22 protein-coding genes and 1 tRNA gene are annotated in these 22,537 nt (G+C 65.9%); 7 read left to right on the top strand and 16 right to left on the bottom strand.

Going from position 1 to position 22,537, the window contains the following annotated elements:
- Position 1 precedes the first annotated feature (1 nt).
- The 9 genes from ACZK2G_RS04975 to ACZK2G_RS04935 all read right to left on the bottom strand — a co-directional run bounded on the left by ACZK2G_RS04975 (position 2) and on the right by ACZK2G_RS04935 (position 7,936).
- Positions 2-1,366 carry an aminodeoxychorismate synthase component I gene (locus ACZK2G_RS04975; protein WP_337302122.1) on the bottom strand — a complete coding sequence of 455 codons (1,365 nt, stop codon included), beginning with the start codon at positions 1,364-1,366 and terminating at the stop codon, positions 2-4.
- A 92-nt stretch (positions 1,367-1,458) separates the two neighbouring features.
- Positions 1,459-2,721, bottom strand: a complete 1,263-nt coding sequence (gene fabF, locus ACZK2G_RS04970) for a beta-ketoacyl-ACP synthase II (protein ID WP_004146925.1) — start codon at positions 2,719-2,721, stop codon at positions 1,459-1,461.
- 143 nt (positions 2,722-2,864) lie between these two features.
- The gene (gene acpP, locus ACZK2G_RS04965; RefSeq protein WP_012510218.1) at positions 2,865-3,104 is read right to left on the bottom strand and encodes an acyl carrier protein; all 240 of its coding nucleotides are present in this window, start codon (positions 3,102-3,104) and stop codon (positions 2,865-2,867) included.
- 152 nt (positions 3,105-3,256) lie between these two features.
- Positions 3,257-4,000: a 3-oxoacyl-ACP reductase FabG gene (fabG, locus tag ACZK2G_RS04960; RefSeq protein ID WP_478474832.1), complete on the bottom strand. Its 744-nt coding sequence runs from the start codon at positions 3,998-4,000 to the stop codon at positions 3,257-3,259.
- 82 nt (positions 4,001-4,082) lie between these two features.
- Positions 4,083-5,027, bottom strand: coding sequence for an ACP S-malonyltransferase (gene fabD, locus ACZK2G_RS04955; protein ID WP_046982844.1), 945 nt, complete (start codon positions 5,025-5,027; stop codon positions 4,083-4,085).
- A gap of 168 nt (positions 5,028-5,195) precedes the next feature.
- Positions 5,196-5,978, bottom strand: coding sequence for a BUD32 family EKC/KEOPS complex subunit (locus ACZK2G_RS04950; RefSeq protein ID WP_046982799.1), 783 nt, complete (start codon positions 5,976-5,978; stop codon positions 5,196-5,198).
- A gap of 76 nt (positions 5,979-6,054) precedes the next feature.
- Positions 6,055-7,032, bottom strand: coding sequence for a beta-ketoacyl-ACP synthase III (locus tag ACZK2G_RS04945; RefSeq protein ID WP_046982800.1), 978 nt, complete (start codon positions 7,030-7,032; stop codon positions 6,055-6,057).
- 91 nt (positions 7,033-7,123) lie between these two features.
- Positions 7,124-7,318, bottom strand: a complete 195-nt coding sequence (gene rpmF / locus ACZK2G_RS04940; protein ID WP_004154640.1) for a 50S ribosomal protein L32 — start codon at positions 7,316-7,318, stop codon at positions 7,124-7,126.
- A 108-nt stretch (positions 7,319-7,426) separates the two neighbouring features.
- Positions 7,427-7,936, bottom strand: a complete 510-nt coding sequence (locus ACZK2G_RS04935) for a YceD family protein (protein ID WP_046982801.1) — start codon at positions 7,934-7,936, stop codon at positions 7,427-7,429.
- A gap of 113 nt (positions 7,937-8,049) precedes the next feature.
- Between ACZK2G_RS04935 and ACZK2G_RS04930 the strand changes: the two genes are divergently transcribed.
- Entirely contained in the window at positions 8,050-8,619 is a 570-nt protein-coding gene (locus tag ACZK2G_RS04930) for a Maf family protein (protein WP_337302124.1), read from the top strand.
- 96 nt (positions 8,620-8,715) lie between these two features.
- On the opposite strand, the gene ACZK2G_RS04925 is transcribed toward ACZK2G_RS04930, so the two are convergent.
- On the bottom strand, positions 8,716-10,551 hold the full coding sequence (locus tag ACZK2G_RS04925) for a glycosyltransferase family 39 protein (RefSeq protein WP_136638934.1): 1,836 nt from the start codon (positions 10,549-10,551) through the stop codon (positions 8,716-8,718).
- A 42-nt stretch (positions 10,552-10,593) separates the two neighbouring features.
- Between ACZK2G_RS04925 and ACZK2G_RS04920 the strand changes: the two genes are divergently transcribed.
- The 4 genes from ACZK2G_RS04920 to ACZK2G_RS04905 are packed head-to-tail and all read left to right on the top strand — an operon-like array spanning position 10,594 to position 14,960.
- Entirely contained in the window at positions 10,594-11,547 is a 954-nt protein-coding gene (locus ACZK2G_RS04920; RefSeq protein WP_046982804.1) for an AAA family ATPase, read from the top strand.
- 32 nt (positions 11,548-11,579) lie between these two features.
- The gene (locus ACZK2G_RS04915; protein WP_046982845.1) at positions 11,580-12,494 is read left to right on the top strand and encodes a DUF58 domain-containing protein; all 915 of its coding nucleotides are present in this window, start codon (positions 11,580-11,582) and stop codon (positions 12,492-12,494) included.
- Complete coding sequence (locus ACZK2G_RS04910; protein ID WP_478474828.1) at positions 12,487-14,436, top strand: transglutaminase TgpA family protein; 1,950 nt, start codon at positions 12,487-12,489, stop codon at positions 14,434-14,436. Before ACZK2G_RS04915 ends, ACZK2G_RS04910 begins: the two co-directional genes overlap by 8 nt.
- A complete protein-coding gene (locus ACZK2G_RS04905; protein WP_004154632.1) occupies positions 14,433-14,960 on the top strand; it encodes a Slp family lipoprotein in 528 nt (175 codons plus the stop codon). Before ACZK2G_RS04910 ends, ACZK2G_RS04905 begins: the two co-directional genes overlap by 4 nt.
- 80 nt (positions 14,961-15,040) lie before the next feature.
- Here ACZK2G_RS04905 and ACZK2G_RS04900 read toward each other — a convergent pair whose 3' ends face one another.
- The 4 genes from ACZK2G_RS04900 to dnaX all read right to left on the bottom strand — a co-directional run bounded on the left by ACZK2G_RS04900 (position 15,041) and on the right by dnaX (position 18,582).
- Complete coding sequence (locus tag ACZK2G_RS04900) at positions 15,041-15,400, bottom strand: histidine triad nucleotide-binding protein (RefSeq protein WP_046982806.1); 360 nt, start codon at positions 15,398-15,400, stop codon at positions 15,041-15,043.
- Between the two features lie 67 nt (positions 15,401-15,467).
- Entirely contained in the window at positions 15,468-16,067 is a 600-nt protein-coding gene (gene recR, locus ACZK2G_RS04895) for a recombination mediator RecR (protein ID WP_046982807.1), read from the bottom strand.
- A 130-nt stretch (positions 16,068-16,197) separates the two neighbouring features.
- The gene (locus ACZK2G_RS04890) at positions 16,198-16,518 is read right to left on the bottom strand and encodes a YbaB/EbfC family nucleoid-associated protein (RefSeq protein ID WP_004154630.1); all 321 of its coding nucleotides are present in this window, start codon (positions 16,516-16,518) and stop codon (positions 16,198-16,200) included.
- Positions 16,519-16,524: 6 nt separating this feature from the next.
- The gene (gene dnaX, locus ACZK2G_RS04885; RefSeq protein ID WP_447782954.1) at positions 16,525-18,582 is read right to left on the bottom strand and encodes a DNA polymerase III subunit gamma/tau; all 2,058 of its coding nucleotides are present in this window, start codon (positions 18,580-18,582) and stop codon (positions 16,525-16,527) included.
- A 143-nt stretch (positions 18,583-18,725) separates the two neighbouring features.
- Between dnaX and ACZK2G_RS04880 the strand changes: the two genes are divergently transcribed.
- A tRNA-Ser gene (locus ACZK2G_RS04880) sits at positions 18,726-18,818 on the top strand.
- Between the two features lie 763 nt (positions 18,819-19,581).
- Here the strand turns inward: ACZK2G_RS04880 and ACZK2G_RS04875 are convergent.
- Together ACZK2G_RS04875 and ACZK2G_RS04870 are read right to left on the bottom strand one after the other, a co-directional pair.
- Entirely contained in the window at positions 19,582-20,364 is a 783-nt protein-coding gene (locus ACZK2G_RS04875) for a hypothetical protein (protein ID WP_478474825.1), read from the bottom strand.
- 790 nt (positions 20,365-21,154) lie between these two features.
- Positions 21,155-21,949: an isocitrate lyase/PEP mutase family protein gene (locus ACZK2G_RS04870; RefSeq protein ID WP_211195228.1), complete on the bottom strand. Its 795-nt coding sequence runs from the start codon at positions 21,947-21,949 to the stop codon at positions 21,155-21,157.
- Positions 21,950-22,072: 123 nt separating this feature from the next.
- Here ACZK2G_RS04870 and ACZK2G_RS04865 point away from each other — a divergent pair, with 123 nt between their 5' ends.
- The gene (locus tag ACZK2G_RS04865) at positions 22,073-22,516 is read left to right on the top strand and encodes a GNAT family N-acetyltransferase (protein WP_478474823.1); all 444 of its coding nucleotides are present in this window, start codon (positions 22,073-22,075) and stop codon (positions 22,514-22,516) included.
- The last annotated feature ends 21 nt before the right edge of the window (positions 22,517-22,537 follow it).

The following is a 22,537-nucleotide window of genomic DNA, read 5'->3' as shown; positions in this document are numbered from 1 at the left end:
CTCAGCCCTGCTGGCCCAGCGCGCGCAGCAGGCCACGGGCCTTGGCGCGGGTCTCGTCCAGTTCCTTGTCCGGATCCGAATCGACCACGATGCCGGCGCCGGTACGGAAGCTGACCTCGTGGCCGTCCACTTCGGCGGTGCGGATCAGGATGTTCAGGTCCAGGTCGCCATCGCGGTTCAGCCAGCCGAACGCCCCGGTGTAGGCGCCGCGCGGCACCTGCTCCAGCTCGCCGATGATCTGCATGCAACGCACCTTCGGGCAGCCGGTGATGGTACCGCCAGGGAAGGTGGCGGCGATCACTTCACCCGGGGTCACGTCCGGACGCAGATGGCCGCTGACGTTGCTGACGATGTGGTGCACGTGCGCGTAACTCTCCACGGTCATCAGTTCATCGACCACCACGGTACCAGGCAGGCAGATGCGCCCAAGGTCGTTGCGCTCGAGGTCGATCAGCATCACGTGCTCGGCACGCTCCTTCGGGTGGCCGACCAGCTCCTGGATGCGCGCGGCATCGTCGTCGCCCTCGAAACGTGGACGCGTCCCGGCAATCGGCCGGGTCTGCGCATGGCCGGCGTGCACCGACACCAGCCGTTCCGGCGAGGAACTGACCACGTGCCGGCCGTGCGCACTGAACAGGCCGGCGAACGGTGCGGGGTTGGCACGGCGCAGCTGCGCGTACAACGCCTGCGGGCTGACCGGTGCGGCGAACTGCGCGCTCCAGCGTCGCGACAGGTTCACCTGGAACACGTCGCCGGCACGCAGGTATTCGATCACCCGGCGCACGCCGTCGGTGAAGCGCTGCGGCGCGTCCTCGCCGACCGACTGCGGCGGCAGCCAGCCCTGCCCTGCATCGGGCAGTGCGGCCGAGGCCAGTTCCACCAGCGCATCCAGCAGCGCGTGCTCACCGGCTTCGGCGATGACGAAGCTGGCGTCGTTGTGGTGATCGTGCAGCACCGCCGCCGGGCAACGCAGCGCCAACGCGGTCGGGCGGCCGTCATCGCGTGCACGCGCCGGCAGCACGGTTTCGATCTGGCTGGCCACTTCGTAGTCCAGCATCAACGCCCAGCCGCCGCGGAACGGCAGGCTGTGGCTGCCATCATGCGGCAGCCGTTCGTGCTGCCAGGCACGGTCCAGTGCCTGCAGGAAGCTGCCGGCCTGCACCACGTCGCGCTGATCACGCACCCGGCCATCGGCATCCAGCCGCAGGCAATCGCCCTGCGCGGCCAGCAGAAGGCTCCAGCGGCCCTGGGCGGTGCCCGAGGCAGTGGATTCCATCAGCAGCGGGAAGCGCACCGGGTCGTGCTGCTGCAGGGCCAGCAGGTCGATCGGATGCGGCAGTGGGTGGATCATTGGTGCGTGGGTCATGGCAGCCAGTTCGGGGGTTCAGATGCACGGAAGCCGCCTTGCGGCGGCTCCGTAGAACGTGGAGTCGAGCATGGCTCGACTCTACAACTCGGTCAGACGCGCTTGAAGATCAGCGTGCCGTTGGTGCCGCCGAAGCCGAAGCCATTGGACATCACCACATCGACCTTGGCCTGGCGCGCTTCGTTGGGCACGTAGTCCAGGTCGCAGCCTTCGCCCGGCTGCTGCAGGTTGATGGTCGGCGGAATGACGTTGTCCTGCAGCGCCATCACCGAGAAGATCGCTTCCACGCCGCCGGCAGCGCCCAGCAGGTGGCCGGTCATCGACTTGGTGGAGCTGACCATCATCTTGTAGGCGTGGTCGCCGAAGGCGGTCTTCATCGCCATGGTCTCGCCCAGGTCGCCCAGCGGCGTGGAGGTGCCGTGCGCATTGAGGTAGCCCACCTGCTCCGGGGTCACGCCGGCGTCCTTCATGGCCATGACCATGCAGCGCGCGGCACCTTCGCCGTTCTCGCTTGGCGCGGTCATGTGGTACGCATCGGAGCTGGCGCCGAAGCCGGCCAGTTCGCAATAGATCTTCGCGCCACGCGCCTTGGCGTGCTCATACTCTTCCAGGATCAGGATGCCGGCGCCGTCGCCCAGCACGAAGCCGTCGCGGTCCTTGTCCCACGGGCGCGAGGCCTGTTCCGGGGCGTCATTGCGGGTGCTCATGGCCTTCATCGCGCAGAAGCCGCCCACCGCGGTCGGCGAGGAGCCGCGCTCGGCACCACCGACCACCATCACGTCGGCATCGCCGTACTGGATCATGCGCATCGCGGTACCAATCGAATGGTTCGAGGTCGCGCACGCCGACACCGCCGAGAACGACGGGCCCTTCAGGCCGGTGATGATGCTCAGCTGGCCCGGCAGCATGTTGATGATGGTCTTGGGCACGTAGAAGGGCGAGATCTTCTTGCCCTCGTGGAACTCGATGGTCTGCTCTTCAATGCCGAGCAGGCCGCCGATGCCGGCGCCAACGATGGCACCCATGCGATCGGCATTGGCTTCGGTGATCTCCAGGCCCGAATCATGCAGGGCCATGAACGAGGCACCGAGGCCGTAATGGATGAACGGGTCCATCTTCTTGGCATCCTTGCCGCTGACCCGGAATTTGCCGAACAGTTCGTTGTCGGCGGTGATGTCGAATCCTTTGACCTCACCTGCAATCTTGGTGGTGAACCGATCCAGATAGGCATCAGAAACGTTGGTCAGCGGACCGATGCCCGAACGACCATGGGTGATGCCTTCCCAGCTGCTGGCCAGATCATTGCCCAACGGCGAGACGATACCCAGGCCGGTTACGACGACGCGACGCTTCATTGCTGTTTCTCCTGACCCGGATGGTTTCTACGGGTAACTCGGTTTGCTTCGATGTAATGCCCAAACACACGGGGCCGCAACAGCGGCCCCATGGGGTGCGGTGCGCGGCGAGCCTGAGCCCGCGCGCGCACTGCCGTCTGACATCAGGCCTTGACGTGGGCCTTGACGTAGTCGATGGCGGCCTGGACGGTGCTGATCTTCTCGGCTTCTTCGTCCGGGATCTCGCACTCGAATTCTTCTTCCAGCGCCATCACCAGCTCGACGGTGTCCAGCGAGTCAGCGCCCAGGTCATCGACGAACGATGCGCTGGTGGTGACTTCTTCTTCCTTGACGCCAAGCTGTTCGACGACGATTTTCTTGACGCGTTCTTCGATGGTGCTCATGGGATCTCGCTCCAGATGGAGTTGTGGTTCAAAAGTGGTCGCCATCAAAGGCGATGGCCGTGGGATAGTGTAGTGGAAACCAGCGCGGCCTTGCATCGCAGCAAAAAGCCCAGCAGATCAACCACTTGCGGCGCAATCCCTGCGCCCCTTGCTTACGGCATGTACATGCCACCGTTCACATGGAGGGTTTCGCCGGTGATGTAACCGGCAGCCGGGCCGGCCAGGAAGGCCACCGCATGGGCGATGTCTTCCGGCGAACCCAGGCGTTCGAGGGCGATGTCGTTGATCAGCGCGGTACGCGCTTCCTCCGGCAACGCCTTGGTCATGTCGGTGTCGATGAAGCCAGGAGCGACCACATTGACGGTGACACCGCGTGAACCGATTTCCTTGGCCAGCGACTTGCTGAAGCCGATGATGCCGGCCTTGGCAGCCGCGTAGTTGGCCTGGCCGGCATTGCCGGTCACACCCACCACCGATGCGATGTTGATGATGCGGCCCTTGCGTGCCTTCATCATGCCGCGCATGACCGCCTTGCTGGTGCGGAACACGCTGGTCAGGTTGGTGTCGATGATCGACGCCCAGTCCTCGTCCTTCATGCGCATCAGCAGGTTGTCGCGGGTGATGCCGGCATTGTTGACCAGGATCGAGATCGGGCCGAATTCCTTGGCGATGCCGTCCAGCACGCTGCCCAGTGCGGCAGCGTCGGTCACGTTCAGGGCACGGCCGTGACCACCGTGGGCAGCCAGGCGCTCACCGATCGCGGCAGCGCCGGACTCGGTGGTGGCGGTACCGATGACGGTGGCGCCCTGGGCGGCCAGCAGATCGGCGATGGCGGCACCAATGCCGCGGCTGGCACCGGTGACCAGTGCGATTTCACCCTGCAGGGGCTTGCTCATGATGTTTTCCTCAGGCTGGGACGGCCGCCGCGCCCATGCCGCTTGCAGCGGCGACCGGCACGGTCGGCAGGAACAGGGGCAATCAGGCCGACCACGCCTCGCGGGCGCCTTCGAAGTCGCCCGGAGTGGCCAGCGAGCGGCCGTCAATGGCCTTGTCGATGCGCTTGACCAGGCCGGTCAGCACTTTGCCCGGACCGCACTCGGCAATCTGGGTGATACCGCGGGCGGCAAGTGCCTGCACGCAACCGGTCCACTGCACCGGCTGGTACAGCTGCTGCACCAGCGCGGTACGGATCGCATCCACGCCGTCGTGCACCTTGGCATCGACGTTCTGCACCACCGGCAGCTGCGGCGCCTGCCAGGACAGGCCGGCCATCACTTCGGCCAGGCGGTTGGCAGCTTCACGCATCAACGGGGTATGCGACGGCACGCTGACCGCCAGCTTGACCGCCTTGCGCACGCCCTTCTCGGCCAGCAGCGCCAGCGCACGATCGACCGCATCGGCGTCGCCGCCGATCACGATCTGGCCCGGCGAATTGAAATTGGCCGGCACCACCACCTGGCTGCCCGCGGCTTCGGCACAGACGTCCAGTACCAGCTGGTCCTCGGCGCCGAGCACCGCGGCCATGGCACCGACGCCGGCCGGCGCGGCTTCCTGCATCAGCTGGCCGCGCAGGCGCACCAGGTGCGCACCGTCGTGCAGGCTCAGCGCGCCAGCGGCGACAAGCGCGCTGTACTCACCCAGGCTGTGACCGGCCAGCACCGACGGGCGCGGACCGCCCACGGCATTCCAGACGCGCCACACGCCGATGCTTGCGGCCAGCAGGGCCGGCTGGGTGTATTCGGTACGGTTGAGCATTTCCTCCGGGCCGCCCTGGGACAGTGCCCACAGGTCGACGCCGGCACCATCGGATGCCTCGGTGAAGGCTTCACGCACCTGCGGGTGCAGTTCAGCCAGCTCGGCCAGCATGCCCACAGACTGCGAGCCCTGGCCGGGGAAGACAAAAGCGAGGGTGGATACGGTCACGCGGTCATCCGCTTGTTGCAATCGAAGCGGGCCATGATAAGGGGGAACATGCCGTGTCGTCTGTACGTGCGCGTATGCACGCGTATGGTCCATGGTGGTCGCAGGGCGCTGGAGATCCGCGGTCAGATCCCTTTTCCCATGGAAAAGGGATCTGACCCCAGCCGACGATCAGCAGAACAGCTGCAGGACGTCCAGATCGCCGTCGGCGAGGAAATCCACGCACAGGCCCACCAGCATCAGCACGCCAGCGGTACTGGCTCCATGGGCGATGAAGATCGAATGCGCCAGCGCGCGCGCTGAACGGCCCAGCTTCATGCAGACCCTGGCCAGATTGCGAAGGCGGCCACTGACCACATGCACATGCTCGCGCACCGGTGCCTGAACGTCGCCCATCGCCTCGGCCATCATCGCCTGCAGGCGCTCGGGCCGGTCGGCGTAATACTTGGCGACGCCATAGCCGAACATCAGCCAGTCACGGGCCTGCGCTTCGGACAGATCCATCACTTCCAGCGGATCTTCCTCGAAGTCGATGAAGCCCACGTTCTGGCCGTCCCAGGTGAGATTGCGCGGCAGCGGCTGGCCGAAATAGGCCCCGCGCGCATGCGCCTCGGCAATGGCCAGCATCGCCGCCATCACCAACCGGTCGCGACCAGCCTCGTCGGCTTCGCGCAGGCAGGTATTGAACGAACTGCCGTTGTCGCCGATCACCAGCGCGGCATGACCGGTACCCAGCACATCCGGCACGTTTACTCCCTGCGCCTGCAGTTCAGCCAGGCGACGGGCTTCGGTTTCGCGTGCAGCATCACCGCCGCGATGCGGTGGCGGGCGCAGGGCATCGAGATGGAAACGGCGGGCAACAAAATTGAGCAGGCCCAGAGCCAGCGCCCGGCTTCCCTTGCCGTACTGCTTCAGCCAGGCACGCTGCCCTTCGATGACGATGGGCTCAACCATGACAGGTCCTCCTTAAACGCGTTACGGCCCCAGAGGGGCCGTAACGACAGACTTCACGTTGTCGTAACTTGCACTATCAATAGCGCAGCAGGGCCGAACCCCAGGTGAAGCCGCCACCGAAGGCTTCCAGCAGCAGCAGCTGGCCGCGCTCGACCTTGCCCGAACGCACTGCAGCGTCCAGCGCCAGCGGCACTGAGCCGGACGAGGTATTTCCGTGCTGGTCAACCGTGACCACGACCTGCTCCATCGACATGTCCAGGCGCTTGGCCGTGGCTTCGATGATGCGCAGGTTGGCCTGGTGCGGAATCAGCCAATCCAGGTCGGACTTGTCCAGGCCGTTGGCAGCCAGGGTCTCGTCCACGACCGAGTCCAGCGCCTTGACGGCGTACTTGAACACGTCGTTGCCCTTCATGTTGATGGTGCCACCACCGTTGGTGCCGTCCTTGAACCCGGTCGAGACACCCACCGGGTTCCACAACAGCTCCTTCTTGCTGCCATCGGAATGCAGGTGGGTGCTGAGGATGCCGGTCTCTTCGTCGGCCTTGAGCACGACGGCGCCGGCACCATCACCGAACAGCACGCAGGTGGTGCGATCGTTCCAGTCGACCATGCGGGTCAGTGTTTCGGCGCCGATCACCAGCACGTACCGGCAGTCGCCGGAACGGATGAATTTGTCGGCCACGCCCAGCGCGAACACGAAACCCGAACAGGCCGCGTTGACGTCGAAGGCGGGGCATCCGGCCACACCGAGCTTTGCCTGGATCAGGCACGCGGTGGACGGGAAAATAAGGTCAGGGGTGGTCGTACCGACCACGATCATGTCGAGCTGCGAAGCGTCGATGCCGGCCGCTTCAAGCGCGCGCAGCGCGGCGTTGTAGCCGAGATCGCTGGTGGTTTCGCCTTCGGCCGCGATGTGCCGTTCACGAATGCCGGTGCGCGACTGGATCCACTCATCCGAGGTTTCGACCATTTTTTCCAGGTCGGCGTTGGTCAGGACTTTTTCCGGCAAATAGCTGCCGGTGCCCGCGATCCTCGAATAGATCCGCTTGCTCATCATGTTTCCTGTTGCGCAGGCCGCCGATCACCGGCAAGCCCGGGAAAGAAGGCAAAGGCCGCTGCCCGGAGGCAGCGGCCTTCCCGGCACATCAATCTTCTTCGACGGCCGAGGTCTTGGTCTGGATGACCTTCTTGCCGCGGTAGAAACCATCGGCAGTGATGTGGTGACGCAGATGCACTTCGCCGGTGGTCGGGTCGGTCGACAGCTGCTTGGCGCTCAGGGCGTCATGCGCACGGCGCATACCGCGGCGGGACGGGGTGACACGGGATTTCTGGACAGCCATGGGATTGCTCCAAACTCGGTTCGTTTTTGCTTCGTCGTATCGTCGCGCAGGACGCCAGCGCCCAGCACACTTTCGCTTTCGCCGCAGCCGCCGACGACAATCCGGCTGCTATTGTTTCTTCAAGGCCGCCAACGCCGCAAACGGGTTGGCCTTCTTTGTTTCTTCTTCGCTCGGTGCCCAGTCCTTGTCGACTGCTTCACCATCGGGCGACAGCGGTACCACCGGCACCGCCAGCACCAACTCGTCTTCGACCAGGTCCAGCGGACGCAGCTGGCCATCTTCCGGCACCAGCAACGCCTCGTATTCCTCCGGCAAGGACGATTCCTCGTCCTCGTCGCGGATCAGGCCAAGCCTCTGGGTCACCTTCACCGGCAACAGGAATCGCTGCATGCTGCGCTGACAGGTCAGCGGCAACGCGGTGTCGATGGTCAGTTCCACATAGGATACCCGCAAGATGTCGTCGCGACCGAATTCAAGCGAGTAGGCACACTCACCGTCGGTATCGGCGACCAACCCCTGCAGGCGGGTCAATTCAGCCAGGGAGACCTGGCCGTCGAAGCGCCTTCGCGCTACAACCATCCGCCAGGCATCCAGCGTTTCGGGCACGTTCGCGGACATAAGCCGCTGAATACTAAGGATCGGGGCGGCGGCTGTCAAATGCCCGCCATACAGGACTTGCCGCTGGCGTTGCGGACGGGCCAGACTGCCGCGCCCTGCCCCGGTATTGTCGCATGCCGCTGATCCTAGCCTCCACCTCCCGCTACCGCCGTGAACTGCTGCAACGGCTGGGCCTGCCCTTCGACTGCGCACGCCCGGACGTGGATGAAACCCCGCTGGACGGCGAGGCCCCGCTGGCCCTGGCCATGCGACTGGCGGCCGCCAAGGCCGCCGAGGTGGCCGCCCGTCATCCGGGCGCCTGGGTGATCGGCTCGGATCAGGTGGCGAACCTGAACGACCAGCCGCTGGGCAAGCCTGGCACGGTCGAGGCGGCCTGCGCGCAGCTGAAGGCGATGTCCGGGCACACCGTACACTTTCATACCGCCATCAGTCTCACGTGCAACGGAGAATCCTTCACAGCGACGGACCTGACCGAAGTGCGTTTCCGCGCGCTGGGCGAGGACGAGATCGCTCGCTACGTAGCCGCAGAACAGCCACTGGACTGTGCCGGCAGTTTCAAGTGCGAGGGCCTGGGCATCAGCCTGTTCGAGGCGATCGACAACCGCGACCCGACGGCACTGGTGGGCCTGCCGCTGATCGCGCTGTGCGGGCTGCTGCGCAGAGCGGGATTCGCGGTGCCCTGAACTGTAGAGCCGAGCCATGCTCGACTGCATTTCCCTGGCCACCTGCCCTCTGGAACAGAAGCAGTCGAACATGGCTTGACTCTGCAAAAGCCGGACTCAACGAACCTCGAACGGCTGCTCCTGCCACTCTTCCACGCTGCCATCGTTGCCATGCAGGCGCAGGCCCAGCCAATGCCGGCCCGGTGCCAGAGTGGCGGTATCCAGCGACGCATCGAAGCCCACCGCCGGATGCCGCGGGTCGGTGCTGTCCGGCCAGGTGTGACGTACGTCGAACACACGCCCGTACTGCGCGCTACCGATAGAGCGGCCATCGACCAGCACCTCGACACGCGCCAGGCCGACGCCGTCCTTGAACGCCCAGCCCTTGATGGCAAGCGTGCCCGAAACCTTTTCACCGTTGGATGGCGCATCCAGCCACGCCATCGCCGGGGTCACGCACGGACCCGCCGCGCGCTGTGCCGGCAGGCGGAACAGCAGGAAACGCTGGAAACCATGATCGCTGCTGACCACCCGCGGCGCGGGCAACGGCCCGACCTGCCCGCAGATGGCGTGATAGCGCGCCAGCAGATCGCGGTAACGCTGGTCACTGGGCGACAGCACCAACAGCATCGGCGCCGCACGCTCGCCCTCGTGCAGCAACCCCCACTGCGCCAGCTGCGCGGTGCGGCCGTGCTTGTCGTTGAGCGGATGCGGCAGCACCTCGATATCGCCATTGCCGAGCTGGAAGCCCAGTTCGGCCCCGACCTTGAAGTTGCCGGCCAGCACGCGCGTGCCGGCTGGCATCTGCTGCAGCTCATCGCGCACCGCCACCGCCAGCGGCTGCCAACCGGCGAAGTTGCGCGGGTAGTACTTGCTGCCCGCCAGTTGCTCACGCAGCGAAGGCGTGGATGCCATCAGGTAATAACCGAATGCCAGCACCATGCCGGCGCCAGCCAGCCACCAGCCGGTACGGCGCAGCCAGCGCGGCCAGCCGTTGAGCACCACCGGCACCGCCACCAGCAGCGCGAGATAGCCCGGCAGTGGCCAGTGGAAGCTGATCCGCTCGACGTCGGTGAAGAATCCCAGCAGGAAGATGCCAAGCGTTGATACGCCACCGACCAGGCCGAAGTAACGCCATTGCACGCGCGCGCCGCCACCGCTGCGGGTGCCCGCCAACGCCACCTTCCACATCGCGATGCACAGGATCGGCGTAACCAGCATCGGCTGGATCAGCAGGAACCACAGCCCGGCCCATTCGAAAGTCCAGGGATGGCGCTCAACCACCTGGAACTTCAGCCCGGCATCGTGATTGTCCGCATTCCACGCCAGCAGCGGCAGCCAGGCCAGCACGCCCACTGCAAGCGCCACCCATACGCGTGGATCAGCCAGCATGCGCCGTCCCTGCGGCAGCGCCAGCAAGGCAACAAAGCCCACGCCGATGACGCCGATGAAGCGATAGTGGCTGAGCGCACCGATCATCAGGCCCAGCGCCAGCTTCATCGCCGAAGACGCATCGACGTTGTGCAGCAGGCGCGCACCGGCGTGCAGGCAGATCACGGCCGCCAGTGCCATCGGCACGTCCGGCACCGCCAGCAGTCCCAGCGTGGCCGACAACGGCATCAACAGTGTCAGGCTGCCGGCCTGCCATCCGGCCACGTTGCCGAACCAACGCGTGGCGATGCGCGCCACCAGCAGCGGCAGCAATGCACCAATGGCCAGGAACGGCAGGCGCAACGCCAGGACGTGGTGGCCACCGATCTCCACGCCCAGTCGTGCCAGCCATGCAGTCAACCCGGGCAGATCGGAATAGGCGGCCGCCAGATGCTGGCCTTCCTGCCAGTAGAACGCCTCATCGACAAACAGTGGCAGGCGCGCGGCCACCACCAGCTTGGCCGCTGTGACCAGCGTCCATAACCAGAGAAATATCGTTCGTGCGCGCTGTTCGCCTTGCATCGCTCTATGGATAATCGAGTGGATTCCAGAACTGAGACGATCATGCCAGCTTCGTCCCCCAACCCCAGCATGCTAACCGATCAATTGAGACAGGCCCTGCGGGAGGCACAGGATCAGGTGAATGCACTGGTGCTGGGCAAGGTGCCGGAAGTCAGGCTGGCTTTCGTCGCGCTGTTGTCCGGTGGGCACCTGCTGATCGAGGATCTGCCTGGCCTGGGCAAGACCACGCTGGCACATGCACTGGCCAGCAGCCTCGGCCTCAGCTTCCAGCGCGTGCAGTTCACCTCCGACCTGTTGCCCGCCGATGTACTGGGCGTCTCGGTGTATGAAGCGGGCAGCCGCCAGTTCCAGTTCCATCCCGGCCCGGTGTTCACCCACGTGCTGCTGGCCGACGAGATCAACCGCGCGCCACCGCGCACGCAGAGCGCACTGCTGGAGGCAATGGCCGAGCAGCAGGTCACTCTGGATGGACAGACCCATCCGCTGCCCGATCCGTTCTTCGTGATCGCCACGCAGAATCCGGTGGACCTGTCCGGCACCTTCCCGCTGCCGGATTCGCAGCTGGATCGCTTCCTGCTGCGGCTGGCGATGGGTTACCCCAGTGCACAGGCCGAACGCGAGCTGCTGCGTGGCACCGACCGCCGCGACCTGATCGCACGCGCCGTACCGAAGCTGGACGATACCCAGGTGCGTGCGCTGCGCGATGCGGTCGGCCAGGTGCATGCCAGCGACGCACTCATCGACTACGTGCAGGCGCTGCTGACCCGCAGCCGCCAGCACGCTGGTGTACGCGTCGGCCTGTCACCGCGTGCAGGCCTGGCCCTGCTACGTGCGGCCAAGGCGCATGCGCTGATGCTTGGCCGCAGCCATGTAGTGCCCGAAGACGTGCAGACCCTGTTCGTGGCAGTGGCCGGCCACCGGCTGGTGGCGGAGGCGGAATCCAGCTCGGGGCCGGCACTGGCGCGTGCGATCCTGCAGACCGTCGCGGTGGATTGAACGTGGCCACACGCTGGGCACGACTGCAGCTGATGGCCCGGCCGCGCAGGCCAGAAGCCTTGCCGAAGCGACTGGATCGCCATCGCATCTATGTGTTGCCCACCCGCTTCGGCCTGTTCGTTGCCACCTTGCTGGCCGCCATGCTCCTCGGCGCGCTGAACTACAACAACAATCCAGCGCTGCTGCTGGCCCTGCTGCTGGCGGCAGCGGCCATCGCCAGTGCCATTGCCGCGCACCTGCAGCTGTCCGGCGTGCAGATCGATGCGATCTCCGCCGAGCCGGTGCCGGCCGGGCAACCGCTGCGCCTGCGCGTGGACCTGTCGCTGCGCGATCCGCGCGCGCGCCATGGCCTGCACCTGCAGCTGGGCGACAGCGAAACCTGGACCTCACTGCCGGCACACGGTCGCGGTGAGGTGGAACTGGAGGTACCGAGCGAACGCCGCGGCTGGCTGGAGCTGCCGCGCATCCGCCTGTCCACCACCCAGCCACTGGGCCTGGTGCGGGCGTGGTCGTGGGTGTGGCCGGAACAACCGCTGCTGGTCTATCCACTGGCCGAGACAACCGCACCTGCACTTCCGGAGAGTGGCAACGATCCCCTGCACACGCGTGCCCATGCCAGTGGTGAGGAACTGCATCAGCTACGGCCCTACCGCGCCGGCGACGCGCCACGCAGCATTTCCTGGAAGCACTCGGCACGCCGCGACAGTCTGCTGGTGCGCGAGTACGAAAAGCCGGCCGGCATCGAAGTGGTGCTGGACTGGCGCATGCTGGCACCGCTGGGCCACGAAGCACGCATCGCGCGGCTGGCGCGCTGGGTCGGCATGGCCGAACGCGAGGGCCGCCGCTACACCCTGCTGCTGCCGGCGCACCCGCCGTTCGGGCCCGGCCAGGGCGCGAACCATCACCACCTGTGCCTGCGCGCGCTGGCGCTGATGCCATATGGCTGATCCCCTCGATCAACTGGATCGCAGCACACGTGCCTGGACGTTGGCCTGTGCGGCGCTGGCCCTGCTGCCACTGCTGCTGCAGTTGCCACCGCTGCTGGCGGTGGTGATCGCGATCGCTGCGATATTGACCGCTGCCCTGTCCTGGCGACGCGTGCTGCCGATGCCGATACGCCTGCTGCTGGTGCTGGGCATGCTCGCCGCCATCGTCTGGCAGATGGGCATGGCGCGCCCGGGGCGCGATACCGGCTGCGCCCTGCTGGCGGCGATGCTGGCGATCAAAACCAGCGAACTGCGCAGCCTGCGTGACGCGCGCAGCCTGCTCGGCTTTGCGCTGTTTGCTCCGTTTGCCGCATTCCTGCTCGACCAGGGACCACTGACCACGACCCTGGCCGCCCTGGCCGGTGTCGGCGCCCTGCTTGCACTGCAACGCCTGGCCCAGGATGAAGGCCATGCCGGCCGCCTGCCGTTGCGTGGGCAGCTGCGCAGTGTCGGTCGTCTGCTGGCGATCGGCCTGCCGCTGGCACTGGCCAGCTTCTGGCTGTTCCCGCGCCTGGCAACGCCGCTGTGGGGTGTTCCCGAACGTGCCGTCGGCACGCCGGGGCTGTCCGACAGCATGGAACCCGGCCAATGGCTGGACCTGATGGCCGACGACACCCCGGCGCTGCGTGTGCAGTTCTTCGGTGCCGTACCCGAGCCGACGCAACGCTACTGGCGTGGCCCGGTGCTGACTGCCTTCGATGGCCGGCGCTGGACGCGCGACCGCGCCAGCGCACGGCGGCCTGCGGCAGTCGTCGTTGCCGGTGTGCAGGGCTGGGACTACCAGATCGACTACGAGCCCACCGACCGCCGTCAGCTGGTGGCGCTGGACCTGCCCAGCCGCGCCCCTGCCGGCAGCACGCTGGACGCGGACATGAGCCTGAGCAGCGAGCGCTCGCTGGCCTCGCTGAGCCGCTGGCGACTGCATTCGGCACCACCACAGCACTTCGACAGCACGCTCTCGCCCTACCTCCGGCGCGCGACGCTGCAGCTGCCCGCCGGCTTCAATCCACGCACGGCAACCCTCGCCCAGCAATGGCGGCAGGACGCCGGTGGCGATGACGAAGCCATCGTCCGCCGCGCGCTGCAATGGATCACCACCGATTTCTCCTACACGCTGGAAACGCCCCCGGCAGGACGCGATCCGGTCGACGAGTTCCTGTTCGGCTACAAAGCCGGGTTCTGTGAACACTTCAGCGCCGCCTTCGTGGTGCTGATGCGCGGCGCCGGCGTTCCGGCACGCGTGGTGACCGGCTTCGCCGGCGGCACCCGCAACCGCCTTGGCGACTACTGGATCGTACGGCGGATGGACGCCCACGCCTGGGCCGAGGTATGGCTGCCGCAACGTGGCTGGGTGCGCGTCGATCCCACCGCTGCCGTCGCCCCCGAACGTATTCTCGACACCCTCGACGACCGCCTGCAGGCCGGCACGGACAGCCCGCTGCAACAGCGCTGGCTGCAACTGGGGCAGATGGGCGACTGGCTGCGCCGCGGCTGGAACGATCTGGTGCTGTCCTTCGATGCCCGCCGCCAGCAGCAGCTGCTCAAGCCGCTCGGGCTGGATGACCTGGGGCCGGCACAACTGATAGCCGGCTTCGTGACGGCTGCGTTGATAGCGCTGGCGTGGATGGCCTGGCTGCTGGCCCGCGGCGAACGCGAACGTGATCCGCTGCTGTGCGCCTGGCACCGGCTGGGCCGCCGCTACGCCCGCCTCGGCCTGGCCCGCGAACCGCATGAAACCGCACAGGACTGGGCGCGTCGGGTACATGCCCGCCGCCCCGATCCTGCACTGCTGGCGCTCAGCCAGCGTTTCGACGACGCGCGCTACGCTGGAACTTGCACCGACCTCGCTTCATTATTGCGGGACCTGCGCAGGCATCGCCCGACTTCCGGAGCCTCCCCATGAACACCAAGTTCTTCCTCACCGCTGTGGCCACGCTGGCCCTGTCGGCCTGCGCCACGGCCCCCAAGCCGCTGCAGGGACAGTTCAGCCTGGTCTCCCCGCGCGACTCGGTCGCCACCCAGCAGGTCGGCACGCCCGTCCGTTGGGGCGGCCGCATCATCGAAACCAAGCCCGGCCAGGGCGAGACCTGCTTCCAGATGATCTCGCGCCCGCTCAACGCCAGTGGCCGCCCGAACACCACCTCATCAGACGCCAGCGACGGCCGCTTCATCGCCTGCCGCGCCGGCTTCTACGACCCGGCCGTGTTCGAAGCCGGCCGTGACGTGACCTTCATCGGCAAGATCGACGGCTACCAGAACACCCGCATCGGCGACTATGACTACCGCCTGCCGAAGCTGTCGGCCGATGTGATCTACCTGTGGCCGGAACAGCGCCAGGTCGATGTGGTGCCCTACCCCTACGGCCCGTGGGGCCCGGGCCCGTATGGCCCGTACTGGGGTGGCTATGGACGCTGGGGCTGGTGGTGATCGTCACCGCACAGGCATGACGGAAAAGGCCGCCCTCGGGCGGCCTTTTTTCATCCACGCATGGCATGGATGCCCTGCGCTCAACGCCCCGGCGTACCGAAATGCCCCAGCTGCCCACCGGCCAGCAGGTGCATGTGGATATGGAACACGGTCTGCCCGGCGTCCTCACGGCAGTTCATCACGATGCGGTAGCCGTCCCGTGCGAAGCCTTCGCGGCGCGCATACTCGGCAGCGGCCAGCGCCAGTTTGCCGATCAGGTGCGCCTGCGACGGCTGCAGGTCGTCCAGGGTCGGGATGATCTCGTTCTTCGGAATGAACAGCACGTGCACCGGCGCCTGCGGTGCGATGTCCTTGAAGCCCAGCACCTCGTCATCCTCGTAGACGATGGTGGCCGGGATCTCGCGACGGATGATCTTGCTGAAGAGGGTTTCGTTGCTCATGGTCAGCCTCGGCGGGAATGTCTCCCGCATTGTAGGCCGGCCGCGCCGGACGATGCCCGGCCAGCGCTCAATCGCGGAACTCGCTGCGCGTCCCGAACGCGTGCGACAGCGTGCCGCGATCGACATATTCCAGTTCACCACCCAGCGGCAGCCCCTGCGCCAAACGGCTCGGCTGAACCTTTCGTGCGCGCGCCAGCTGCGCCAGGTAATGCGCGGTGGCCTCGCCCTCGACGGTGGCACTGGTGGCGATGATCAGCTCCCGTACCTCGCCTTCGGCCAGCCGCCGCTCCAGCTGCTCCAGGCCCAGCTCGCGCGGGCCGATGCCATCCAGCGGCGAAAGCCGCCCCTGCAGCACGAAGTACACGCCACGGAAACCGGTAGCGTTCTCGATCGCCAGGCGGTCGGCCGGCGATTCCACCACGCACAGCTGGCTGCGCTCGCGGCTGCCGTTGGCGCAGGTCGGGCACAGCTCGGTTTCACTGAAATCGCGGCACTGTGCGCAATGGCCGATGCGCTCCACCGCCAGCGACAGCGCTTCAGCCAGGCGCTGGCCACCTTCGCGCTCGCGCTCGAGCAGGTGGTAGGCCATCCGCTGCGCGGTCTTCTGGCCAACGCCAGGCAGCACCCGCAGTGCGTCGATCAATTGTTCAAGCAGGGGTGCGGACACGGCAGGGTGCTTCGATCGTGCCGGGCATGCCCGACGGGTATGTGTAGAGTCGAGCTTGCTCGACTGCTGCAGACAGTCGAGCAAGCTCGACTCTGCGGGGTGCCCGCAACAACAGGCACCCCGCTGAAGATCAGAACGGCAGCTTCATGCCTGGCGGCAGCTGCATGCCGGCGGTGGCCGACCCCATCTTCGACTTCGACTCGGCATCGATCTTGTTCGAGGCGTCGTTGAAAGCGGCGGCGATCAGGTCTTCCAGCATCTCCGGGTCGCTGGCCAGCGACGGGTCGATACGCACCTTGCGGCATTCCTTGGCGCCGGTCAGGGTCACGCTGACCATGCCGCCACCGGCGCTGCCGGTCACTTCGATCTTGGCGATTTCTTCCTGGGCCTTCTGCAGGTTTTCCTGCATCTTCTGGGCCTGCTGCATCAGTTGGGCGATGTTGCCGCGCATAGTGTCTTACTCGTCAAAAGAACGGATGGAATCGGAAACAACCCGGGCACCGTGCTGTTGGATCAGCACCTGCACTTCCGGATCGTCCATGAAAACAGCCTCTGCCACCTGCTGCCGCTCGCCACGCTGGCGATCGGCACGCTGGTGCAGGGTCTCGGCCGGAACGTGTTCGGTTTCCACGGTCTCGACCACGATCTTCGGCGCCTGGCCGAGGGCCTTCTCCAGCATCTCGCCCAGCGCAGCCAGCGCGCGCTCCGAGCGCAGGTATTCAAATCCGGGCGAAAGGCCCAGTTTCAAGGTCCCGTGCTGGCAGCTGATGAACGCGGCATTGGCGGCCAACTGCCTCGATGGGCCACTGAGGCCACTGTTGGCGACCAGGTCCAGCCAGTCCTCGGCGCTGGCCAGATCGCTGACACCTTCCAGCGGCGGGGCATCACGCGCCGGCCCCGGCGGTTCGGCCGGCGCGATGGCAATGCCTTCGGCGCGGAACGGACGTTCGGGCTGCGCAGGCTCGCTGGGGACCGCGACGGGAGCCGGCGGCTCATGCCAGGGCGCGACCATCGCCGCATCCGGACCAGCCATCTCGGCCGCCAGCGCCTCGTCACGCGCCCCGGTTTCGTCGGTGGCCCACGGCGGCAGGTCATCACCCGCTTCTGCTTCAGCGGACGGCGGCGCCGCTGCTTCGGCCTTTACCGGCGGCGACGACACGGGCTCTTCCACTGGAACCGGCTCGGGTTCCGGCGTCGGATCCGGCTCCGGTTGCGGGGCCGGCTCAGGTTCGGGTTCAGGCTCGCGCGGCGCAGCCTGCGCCGGAGCGGCCAACTGCGCCACCACGGCCGGGCTTGCCGAAGCGGCGGCAGTCGCCGGCGTCGCTTCATGGGTACCCGCACCGGTGCCGCCACCGGCAGCATTGCCGCCCGACGCATTGCCTGCACCGTCCACCGACTTCGGCACCGGCGGGACCGCCGCGGCCGGGCGGAACGCCAGCATGCGCAGCACGGCCATTTCGAAGCCGGCGCGCGGGCTCGGCGCCAGCGGCAGGTCGCGACGACCATTCAAGGCCATCTGGTACCAGAGCTGCACCACTTCCGGGCGTAGCCGTTCGGCAAAGGCTGTCGCGTCCAGGCCTTCGGCGGCAGCCGCAGCGCCCGGCACCAGCTGCTGCACCTGGATGCGGTGCAGGCCTTCGGCCAGCGCTTCCAGCACGCCACTCCAGTCCGGCGAGAATTCGGCCAGCGCAGCCACCACCTGCAACAGGCGCGGACCATCGCCTTCGGCCAGCGCATCGAGCATCGCTGCCACCTGTGTGCGGTCGACCGTGCCCAGCATGGTGCGCACCACATCCTCGCGCAGCGCGCCGCCGGCGTAGGCGATCGCCTGGTCCAGCAGCGACAGGCCGTCACGCAGGCTGCCGTCGGCGGCCTTGGCCAGCTGCACGATGGCAGTGCTGTCGGCCTCGATCTCCTCGGCAGCCAGGATGCGGGTCATCTGGCCCTGGATCTGGTCCTCATCCAGGCGCTTGAGATTGAACTGCAGGCAGCGGCTGAGCACGGTGACCGGCAGCTTCTGCGGATCGGTGGTGGCCAACAGGAACTTCACGTGTTCCGGCGGCTCTTCCAGCGTCTTCAGCAGCGCGTTGAACGCCGCCTTGGACAGCATGTGCACTTCGTCGATCAGGTAGACCTTGTACTTGCCGCGCGAGGGCATGTACTGCGCGTTCTCGATCACCTCGCGCACGTCATCCACGCCGGTGTTGGAGGCGGCGTCGATTTCCAGCAGGTCGATGTAGCGGCCGGCGTCGATGTCCAGGCAGGCCGCGCACTGGCCGCACGGATCGGCGCTGGTGCCCTGCTCGCAGTTCAGCGACTTGGCGAAGATGCGCGCGATGGTGGTCTTGCCCACGCCGCGGGTGCCGGTGAACAGGAACGCGTGGTGGACCCGGCCGCTGTCCAGTGCGTTGCTGAGCGCACGGACCACGTGTTCCTGGCCCACCAGCTCGGCAAAACGCTTCGGACGCCACTTGCGGGCAAGGACGAGATAGGACATCAGGCCACCGTTTTCCATCGGATGTTCCATTGTGCCATGCCTGTCCAGCCCCCTCGCCTCCCATGGCCATGGATACGCCCTTGATCGGGGTGCTTGTGTCCGGCCGCGCCGCCCGCTAGAATCTGCGCCCCTGCTGAGGCGTTTGCCGATGGCAGGGATCCGGAGAGGTGTCCGAGTGGTTGAAGGAGCACGCCTGGAAAGTGTGTAAGCGTCTAAACCGCGCTTCGGGGGTTCGAATCCCCCTCTCTCCGCCAGATTACGCAAACCCCTGTTAACGCAGGGGTTTTTGCTTTTCTGGGATGACCTCCGGCGGGACACAAATCGGGACACATCTCTCGATGCGCATCCCACACCATCTCGTTCGCGCGCCCTCTGAGCTTTGGTCGTTCCGGCAACGGGTCCCACCGATCTCCAGGCCATCGCGTCTTCAAACGCCGCCTGCGCACGACCGAGCTGGCCGTGGCCCAGCTGCGCCCTGCAACTGACGGCGCGCTATGCCCGGGCTTTCGAGGCGCTGAGAGAGCAACGTATGGGAATCAAGGAAGAGGACATCGACGCGCTGCCAAGCACCTGACCGATGGTGACCCGCTACAGCAGTTGATCTTGAACCGGACCAAGGCGGCAGACGGGACGGTGACCGAGCACTGGCAGATCGACTGGCCTCGCTGCCGCTCGGCTCCCTGTCGGCAAAATGGTAGTGGCGGCGCTCCTGCGCCGCCGGGCTTGCGCAACGGCGAAAACGCGTTAAGCACTAGGGGGGCAAACGTCCTAGCAGCGGCACGCGCCGCCGACAAACTCCTGAAAGCCGCTGGTTACGACACGAGCGGCGAAGCTTGCGCCGAACCATGAAGAAAAAGCGAAAAGCAGCCAATGCCGCCAAGCAAGGGAAGAAGAAGGGAAAAATGCGGAGAGCTCTGGCGCGCTGGTCGATGGCTTACATCGACCAGCACTGCATTATTGCCCATGCCTGCGAAGTCAGGGTGCCCTTAAGAGGGCACCCTGCTGCACCATATACGACTACCCTTGTGGGCGCGGATCAGGCACCTGGTCTCCTGCGAATCCCTTGTAGAGCAAAGACGCTCTCCTGTCGGCAGCCGCCAGCTCCGCAGAGCTGAGACCCATCTTCGCAATCTCGGTCGCTGCTTTGTGGTCGCCCATGATGTAAGCCAAACGGAGATATGCTGCACCATCTACCGCGTTTGGCACTTTCGATTCGCGATACGACTCTGAGATAGCGTAAAGCGCATAGAGGTTGCCCGATAGCACCTGATTTCGGAGCATGACTTGGCCGTCCATGAAGTTTTTCTCCAAGGCAATCCGTTTTCCCAGCACCGCGGCTGCGGTGGAGTCGCCCACTGACGCCTTTTGCTGCAATACATCCAGCGATTCAGATCGAAGCCGCTCGAGTTCAGCCTGCGAAGGATATTGATGCCGAATTAGCCATTCGGCCTCTTCTTGCGATCTTGCTTGCAGAGGGCCGGCGTCACGGCAGTCTCCAGTGCACAAGCGCTGCGCAACCACGGCCGCGTCAAAGCTATGGGATTGACCACCCGTTGAGTGCTGGGACGTGGTAGCGCGTGGTGTCTGTCCCGGAACAGAGTGGGACGACGCGCCGCCTTCTGCCGCCGGTGTCACTGCGCCCTTGTCTGGGGCGGGTTGTTCTGAACAAGCCGTGGCGATGACTGCCAAAATGGCCGTAAACAGAATCGATCTCGCGCGCATTACTTTACCCCACACATGTTTTTCTGGACCTGTGTCCACCATTTTGAGCAGGATGCGTCTTCCGTCACTGCACGCCATTTCTCGCCGATAGAGTTTCGCGTGTCAACGAGCTCGACGATCCCATACGGAACGTAGTTTTCGAGGGGCACGCCAACCTTTCGTTGATGTTCAATGAACCAAATCATGAAATTCTGATTGTCGTTGGCCTCAGCATCGAATGCTTTCAGCATCTCGATACAATACTGTTCCGGCTTGGTCAGCGTTCCCCCGACGCGATACTGACTCGACCCTCTCCCCTCGCCGGGTGCCCGTTGTTCGCAGCGAAGTGGTTAGCCACTAGGAGGCCCTGAGATGACTCATTGAGCAGTCGGGTCCAGCGGGTAGGACCAATTGGAGTAGCTATCCCGCGACCAGCCCTCGGCGACCCAGGCGGCATTCTCTAAAGGCACACGGAGGAGCCCCGGAGCTATCCGTGCATGCTTGGATAGTCCTACAATGCGCCGGGCACAAAACAGGGCACTCCCGGTTTGTGAATGCCAAGCGGTTCAATGGATTGGGTCGGACTCAACTGGATCCCCCTCTCTCCGCCAGATAACTGAAAAAGGCTGCCCCTAGGGGCGGCCTTTTTCAGTTATCTGGCGCGGAACGCGAAGTGCGCTGCGCGCGCTTCGCCCCAAACGTTGCGGTGCAACGTTCGGGCCCCTCCCTTCGCCCGCCTCTCCCCGCCCCTGTCGGGGTAGCCCCTCAACAGAGGGGCTTGTTCCTCCAGCTGCATCAGTAGATCCACACCATGCGTGGATGACTCGGCCCGGTCGAATCGACTATCCGCCCATGCCCCAGCCTCCCGCTGCTCCCGTCCCCAGCACCCTCACCCTTCGCTGAACAGGTGGTTCAAGGCCGCATACCCCGGTGCGCCCTCGGGCATCGCCATCGTGCCGCCGAGAAAATCCGTGGTCGCCGCAACCGTCGCCGCCCATGCGTGCATGAACAACGCGGGCCCTGCACTCAGCCGCCGCACGCCGGCCTGCGACAGCGCAGCAAGCGACGCAATTCCAGGCAGCCACATGAGGTTGAGGGGCAGCGGCACGGCGCTGGCAACCGCATCAGCCTCGTCCAGCGCACGCAGCCCCGGCACAAAGCCGCCGTCGGCACCGGCACGTGCATAGGCCTGCAGCCGATCGATGCTCATCCTGACGGCCTCATCACCTTCAGCCAGGCTGCGCAGATACACATCGGTGCGCGCATTGATGAAAAGCGATCGCCCGCAAAGCGCCGAGCGGATGGCAGTGATCTTGTCCACCAGCGCCGCAGGACTGCCGGCGCCGTCTTCGATGTTGATCCCGACCGCACCCGCCTCCACCAGGCGCAGCACCCGCGCAGCGACCGCATCGGGAACATCGCTGTAGCCGTCCTCGATATCGACCGTGACCGGCAACGAGACCACACGAGCGATTTCGGAAACCCGCTGCAGCAGCGCGGTATCAGGCAGCGCACCGCCATCGGCATAACCGCAGGACCACGCCATCGCAGCACTCGATGTTCCCACCGCGCGAGCGCCCTGCTGCTGGACCAGGCGGGCGCCACCGGCATCCCATACGTTGGGCAGCACGTAAAGATCGGCGCCGTGGTGGAGTTGCACGAAACTGGCGTGAGCGTTGGACATGGAAACTCCTGATGACGGGGACCTGCAGTCTGCCTCCGAACCGGTTTCCGGGCTCGCCATGTTCAGACATCAATGGCACGGACCTCGCGCACAATGTGTCCGCCACCACCCTGACGTTCCTTCATGACACCCCGCCCCTACTGCCGCAGTGACGTAACCGCCTGCCTGTCGATTTTCGACAGCAACGTACCCACCTACTTCGCGCCCGAAGAGCGCAGCGACTTTGAACGCTTCCTGCGTGAGCAGGCAATGGACTGTGCATTCCAGGTCATCGAGCGCGATGGCAGCCTCGTGGCCTGTGGCGGCCTGTCGCGACGCGGTGATGGCAGTGCCGGTTTCTGCTGGGGCATGGTGAAGCGCGCGCTGCACCGGCAGGGGCTGGGGCGCAAACTGGCGCTGGCGCGCCTGCGTCAGGCCGAAACTGATCCAGCCATCAATCGCATCACACTCAGTACCAGCCAGCACACCCAGGGCTTCTACGCCGGTCTGGGCTTCCAGGTGACACGTGTGGTGCCCGATGGCCACGGCGCCGGGATCGACGCCGTGGAAATGGAACGGGTGCTGTAGGCTCCCGCAGCCGGCAGATCC

It is taken from the genome of Stenotrophomonas sp. 107298_Sma (assembly GCF_056480345.1).
This window is presented reverse-complemented; position numbering and strand designations above follow the sequence as displayed.

Bases quoted from the DNA above. Each gene is read 5' to 3' on its own strand.
- dnaX (WP_447782954.1), bottom strand. From the start codon at position 18,582: ATGGAAAACGGTGGCCTGATGTCCTATCTCGTCCTTGCCCGCAAGTGG.
- ACZK2G_RS04875 (WP_478474825.1), bottom strand. From the start codon at position 20,364: ATGGCGTGCAGTGACGGAAGACGCATCCTGCTCAAAATGGTGGACACA.
- ACZK2G_RS04920 (WP_046982804.1), top strand. From the start codon at position 10,594: ATGCCAGCTTCGTCCCCCAACCCCAGCATGCTAACCGATCAATTGAGA.
- ACZK2G_RS04905 (WP_004154632.1), top strand. From the start codon at position 14,433: ATGAACACCAAGTTCTTCCTCACCGCTGTGGCCACGCTGGCCCTGTCG.
- fabF (WP_004146925.1), bottom strand. From the start codon at position 2,721: ATGAAGCGTCGCGTCGTCGTAACCGGCCTGGGTATCGTCTCGCCGTTG.
- ACZK2G_RS04975 (WP_337302122.1), bottom strand. From the start codon at position 1,366: ATGACCCACGCACCAATGATCCACCCACTGCCGCATCCGATCGACCTG.
- fabG (WP_478474832.1), bottom strand. From the start codon at position 4,000: ATGAGCAAGCCCCTGCAGGGTGAAATCGCACTGGTCACCGGTGCCAGC.
- ACZK2G_RS04935 (WP_046982801.1), bottom strand. From the start codon at position 7,936: ATGTCCGCGAACGTGCCCGAAACGCTGGATGCCTGGCGGATGGTTGTA.
- ACZK2G_RS04910 (WP_478474828.1), top strand. From the start codon at position 12,487: ATGGCTGATCCCCTCGATCAACTGGATCGCAGCACACGTGCCTGGACG.
- ACZK2G_RS04915 (WP_046982845.1), top strand. From the start codon at position 11,580: ATGGCCCGGCCGCGCAGGCCAGAAGCCTTGCCGAAGCGACTGGATCGC.
- ACZK2G_RS04945 (WP_046982800.1), bottom strand. From the start codon at position 7,032: ATGAGCAAGCGGATCTATTCGAGGATCGCGGGCACCGGCAGCTATTTG.
- ACZK2G_RS04865 (WP_478474823.1), top strand. From the start codon at position 22,073: ATGACACCCCGCCCCTACTGCCGCAGTGACGTAACCGCCTGCCTGTCG.
- ACZK2G_RS04900 (WP_046982806.1), bottom strand. From the start codon at position 15,400: ATGAGCAACGAAACCCTCTTCAGCAAGATCATCCGTCGCGAGATCCCG.
- rpmF (WP_004154640.1), bottom strand. From the start codon at position 7,318: ATGGCTGTCCAGAAATCCCGTGTCACCCCGTCCCGCCGCGGTATGCGC.
- ACZK2G_RS04890 (WP_004154630.1), bottom strand. From the start codon at position 16,518: ATGCGCGGCAACATCGCCCAACTGATGCAGCAGGCCCAGAAGATGCAG.
- ACZK2G_RS04950 (WP_046982799.1), bottom strand. From the start codon at position 5,978: ATGGTTGAGCCCATCGTCATCGAAGGGCAGCGTGCCTGGCTGAAGCAG.
- ACZK2G_RS04870 (WP_211195228.1), bottom strand. From the start codon at position 21,949: ATGTCCAACGCTCACGCCAGTTTCGTGCAACTCCACCACGGCGCCGAT.
- ACZK2G_RS04925 (WP_136638934.1), bottom strand. From the start codon at position 10,551: ATGCAAGGCGAACAGCGCGCACGAACGATATTTCTCTGGTTATGGACG.
- ACZK2G_RS04930 (WP_337302124.1), top strand. From the start codon at position 8,050: ATGCCGCTGATCCTAGCCTCCACCTCCCGCTACCGCCGTGAACTGCTG.
- acpP (WP_012510218.1), bottom strand. From the start codon at position 3,104: ATGAGCACCATCGAAGAACGCGTCAAGAAAATCGTCGTCGAACAGCTT.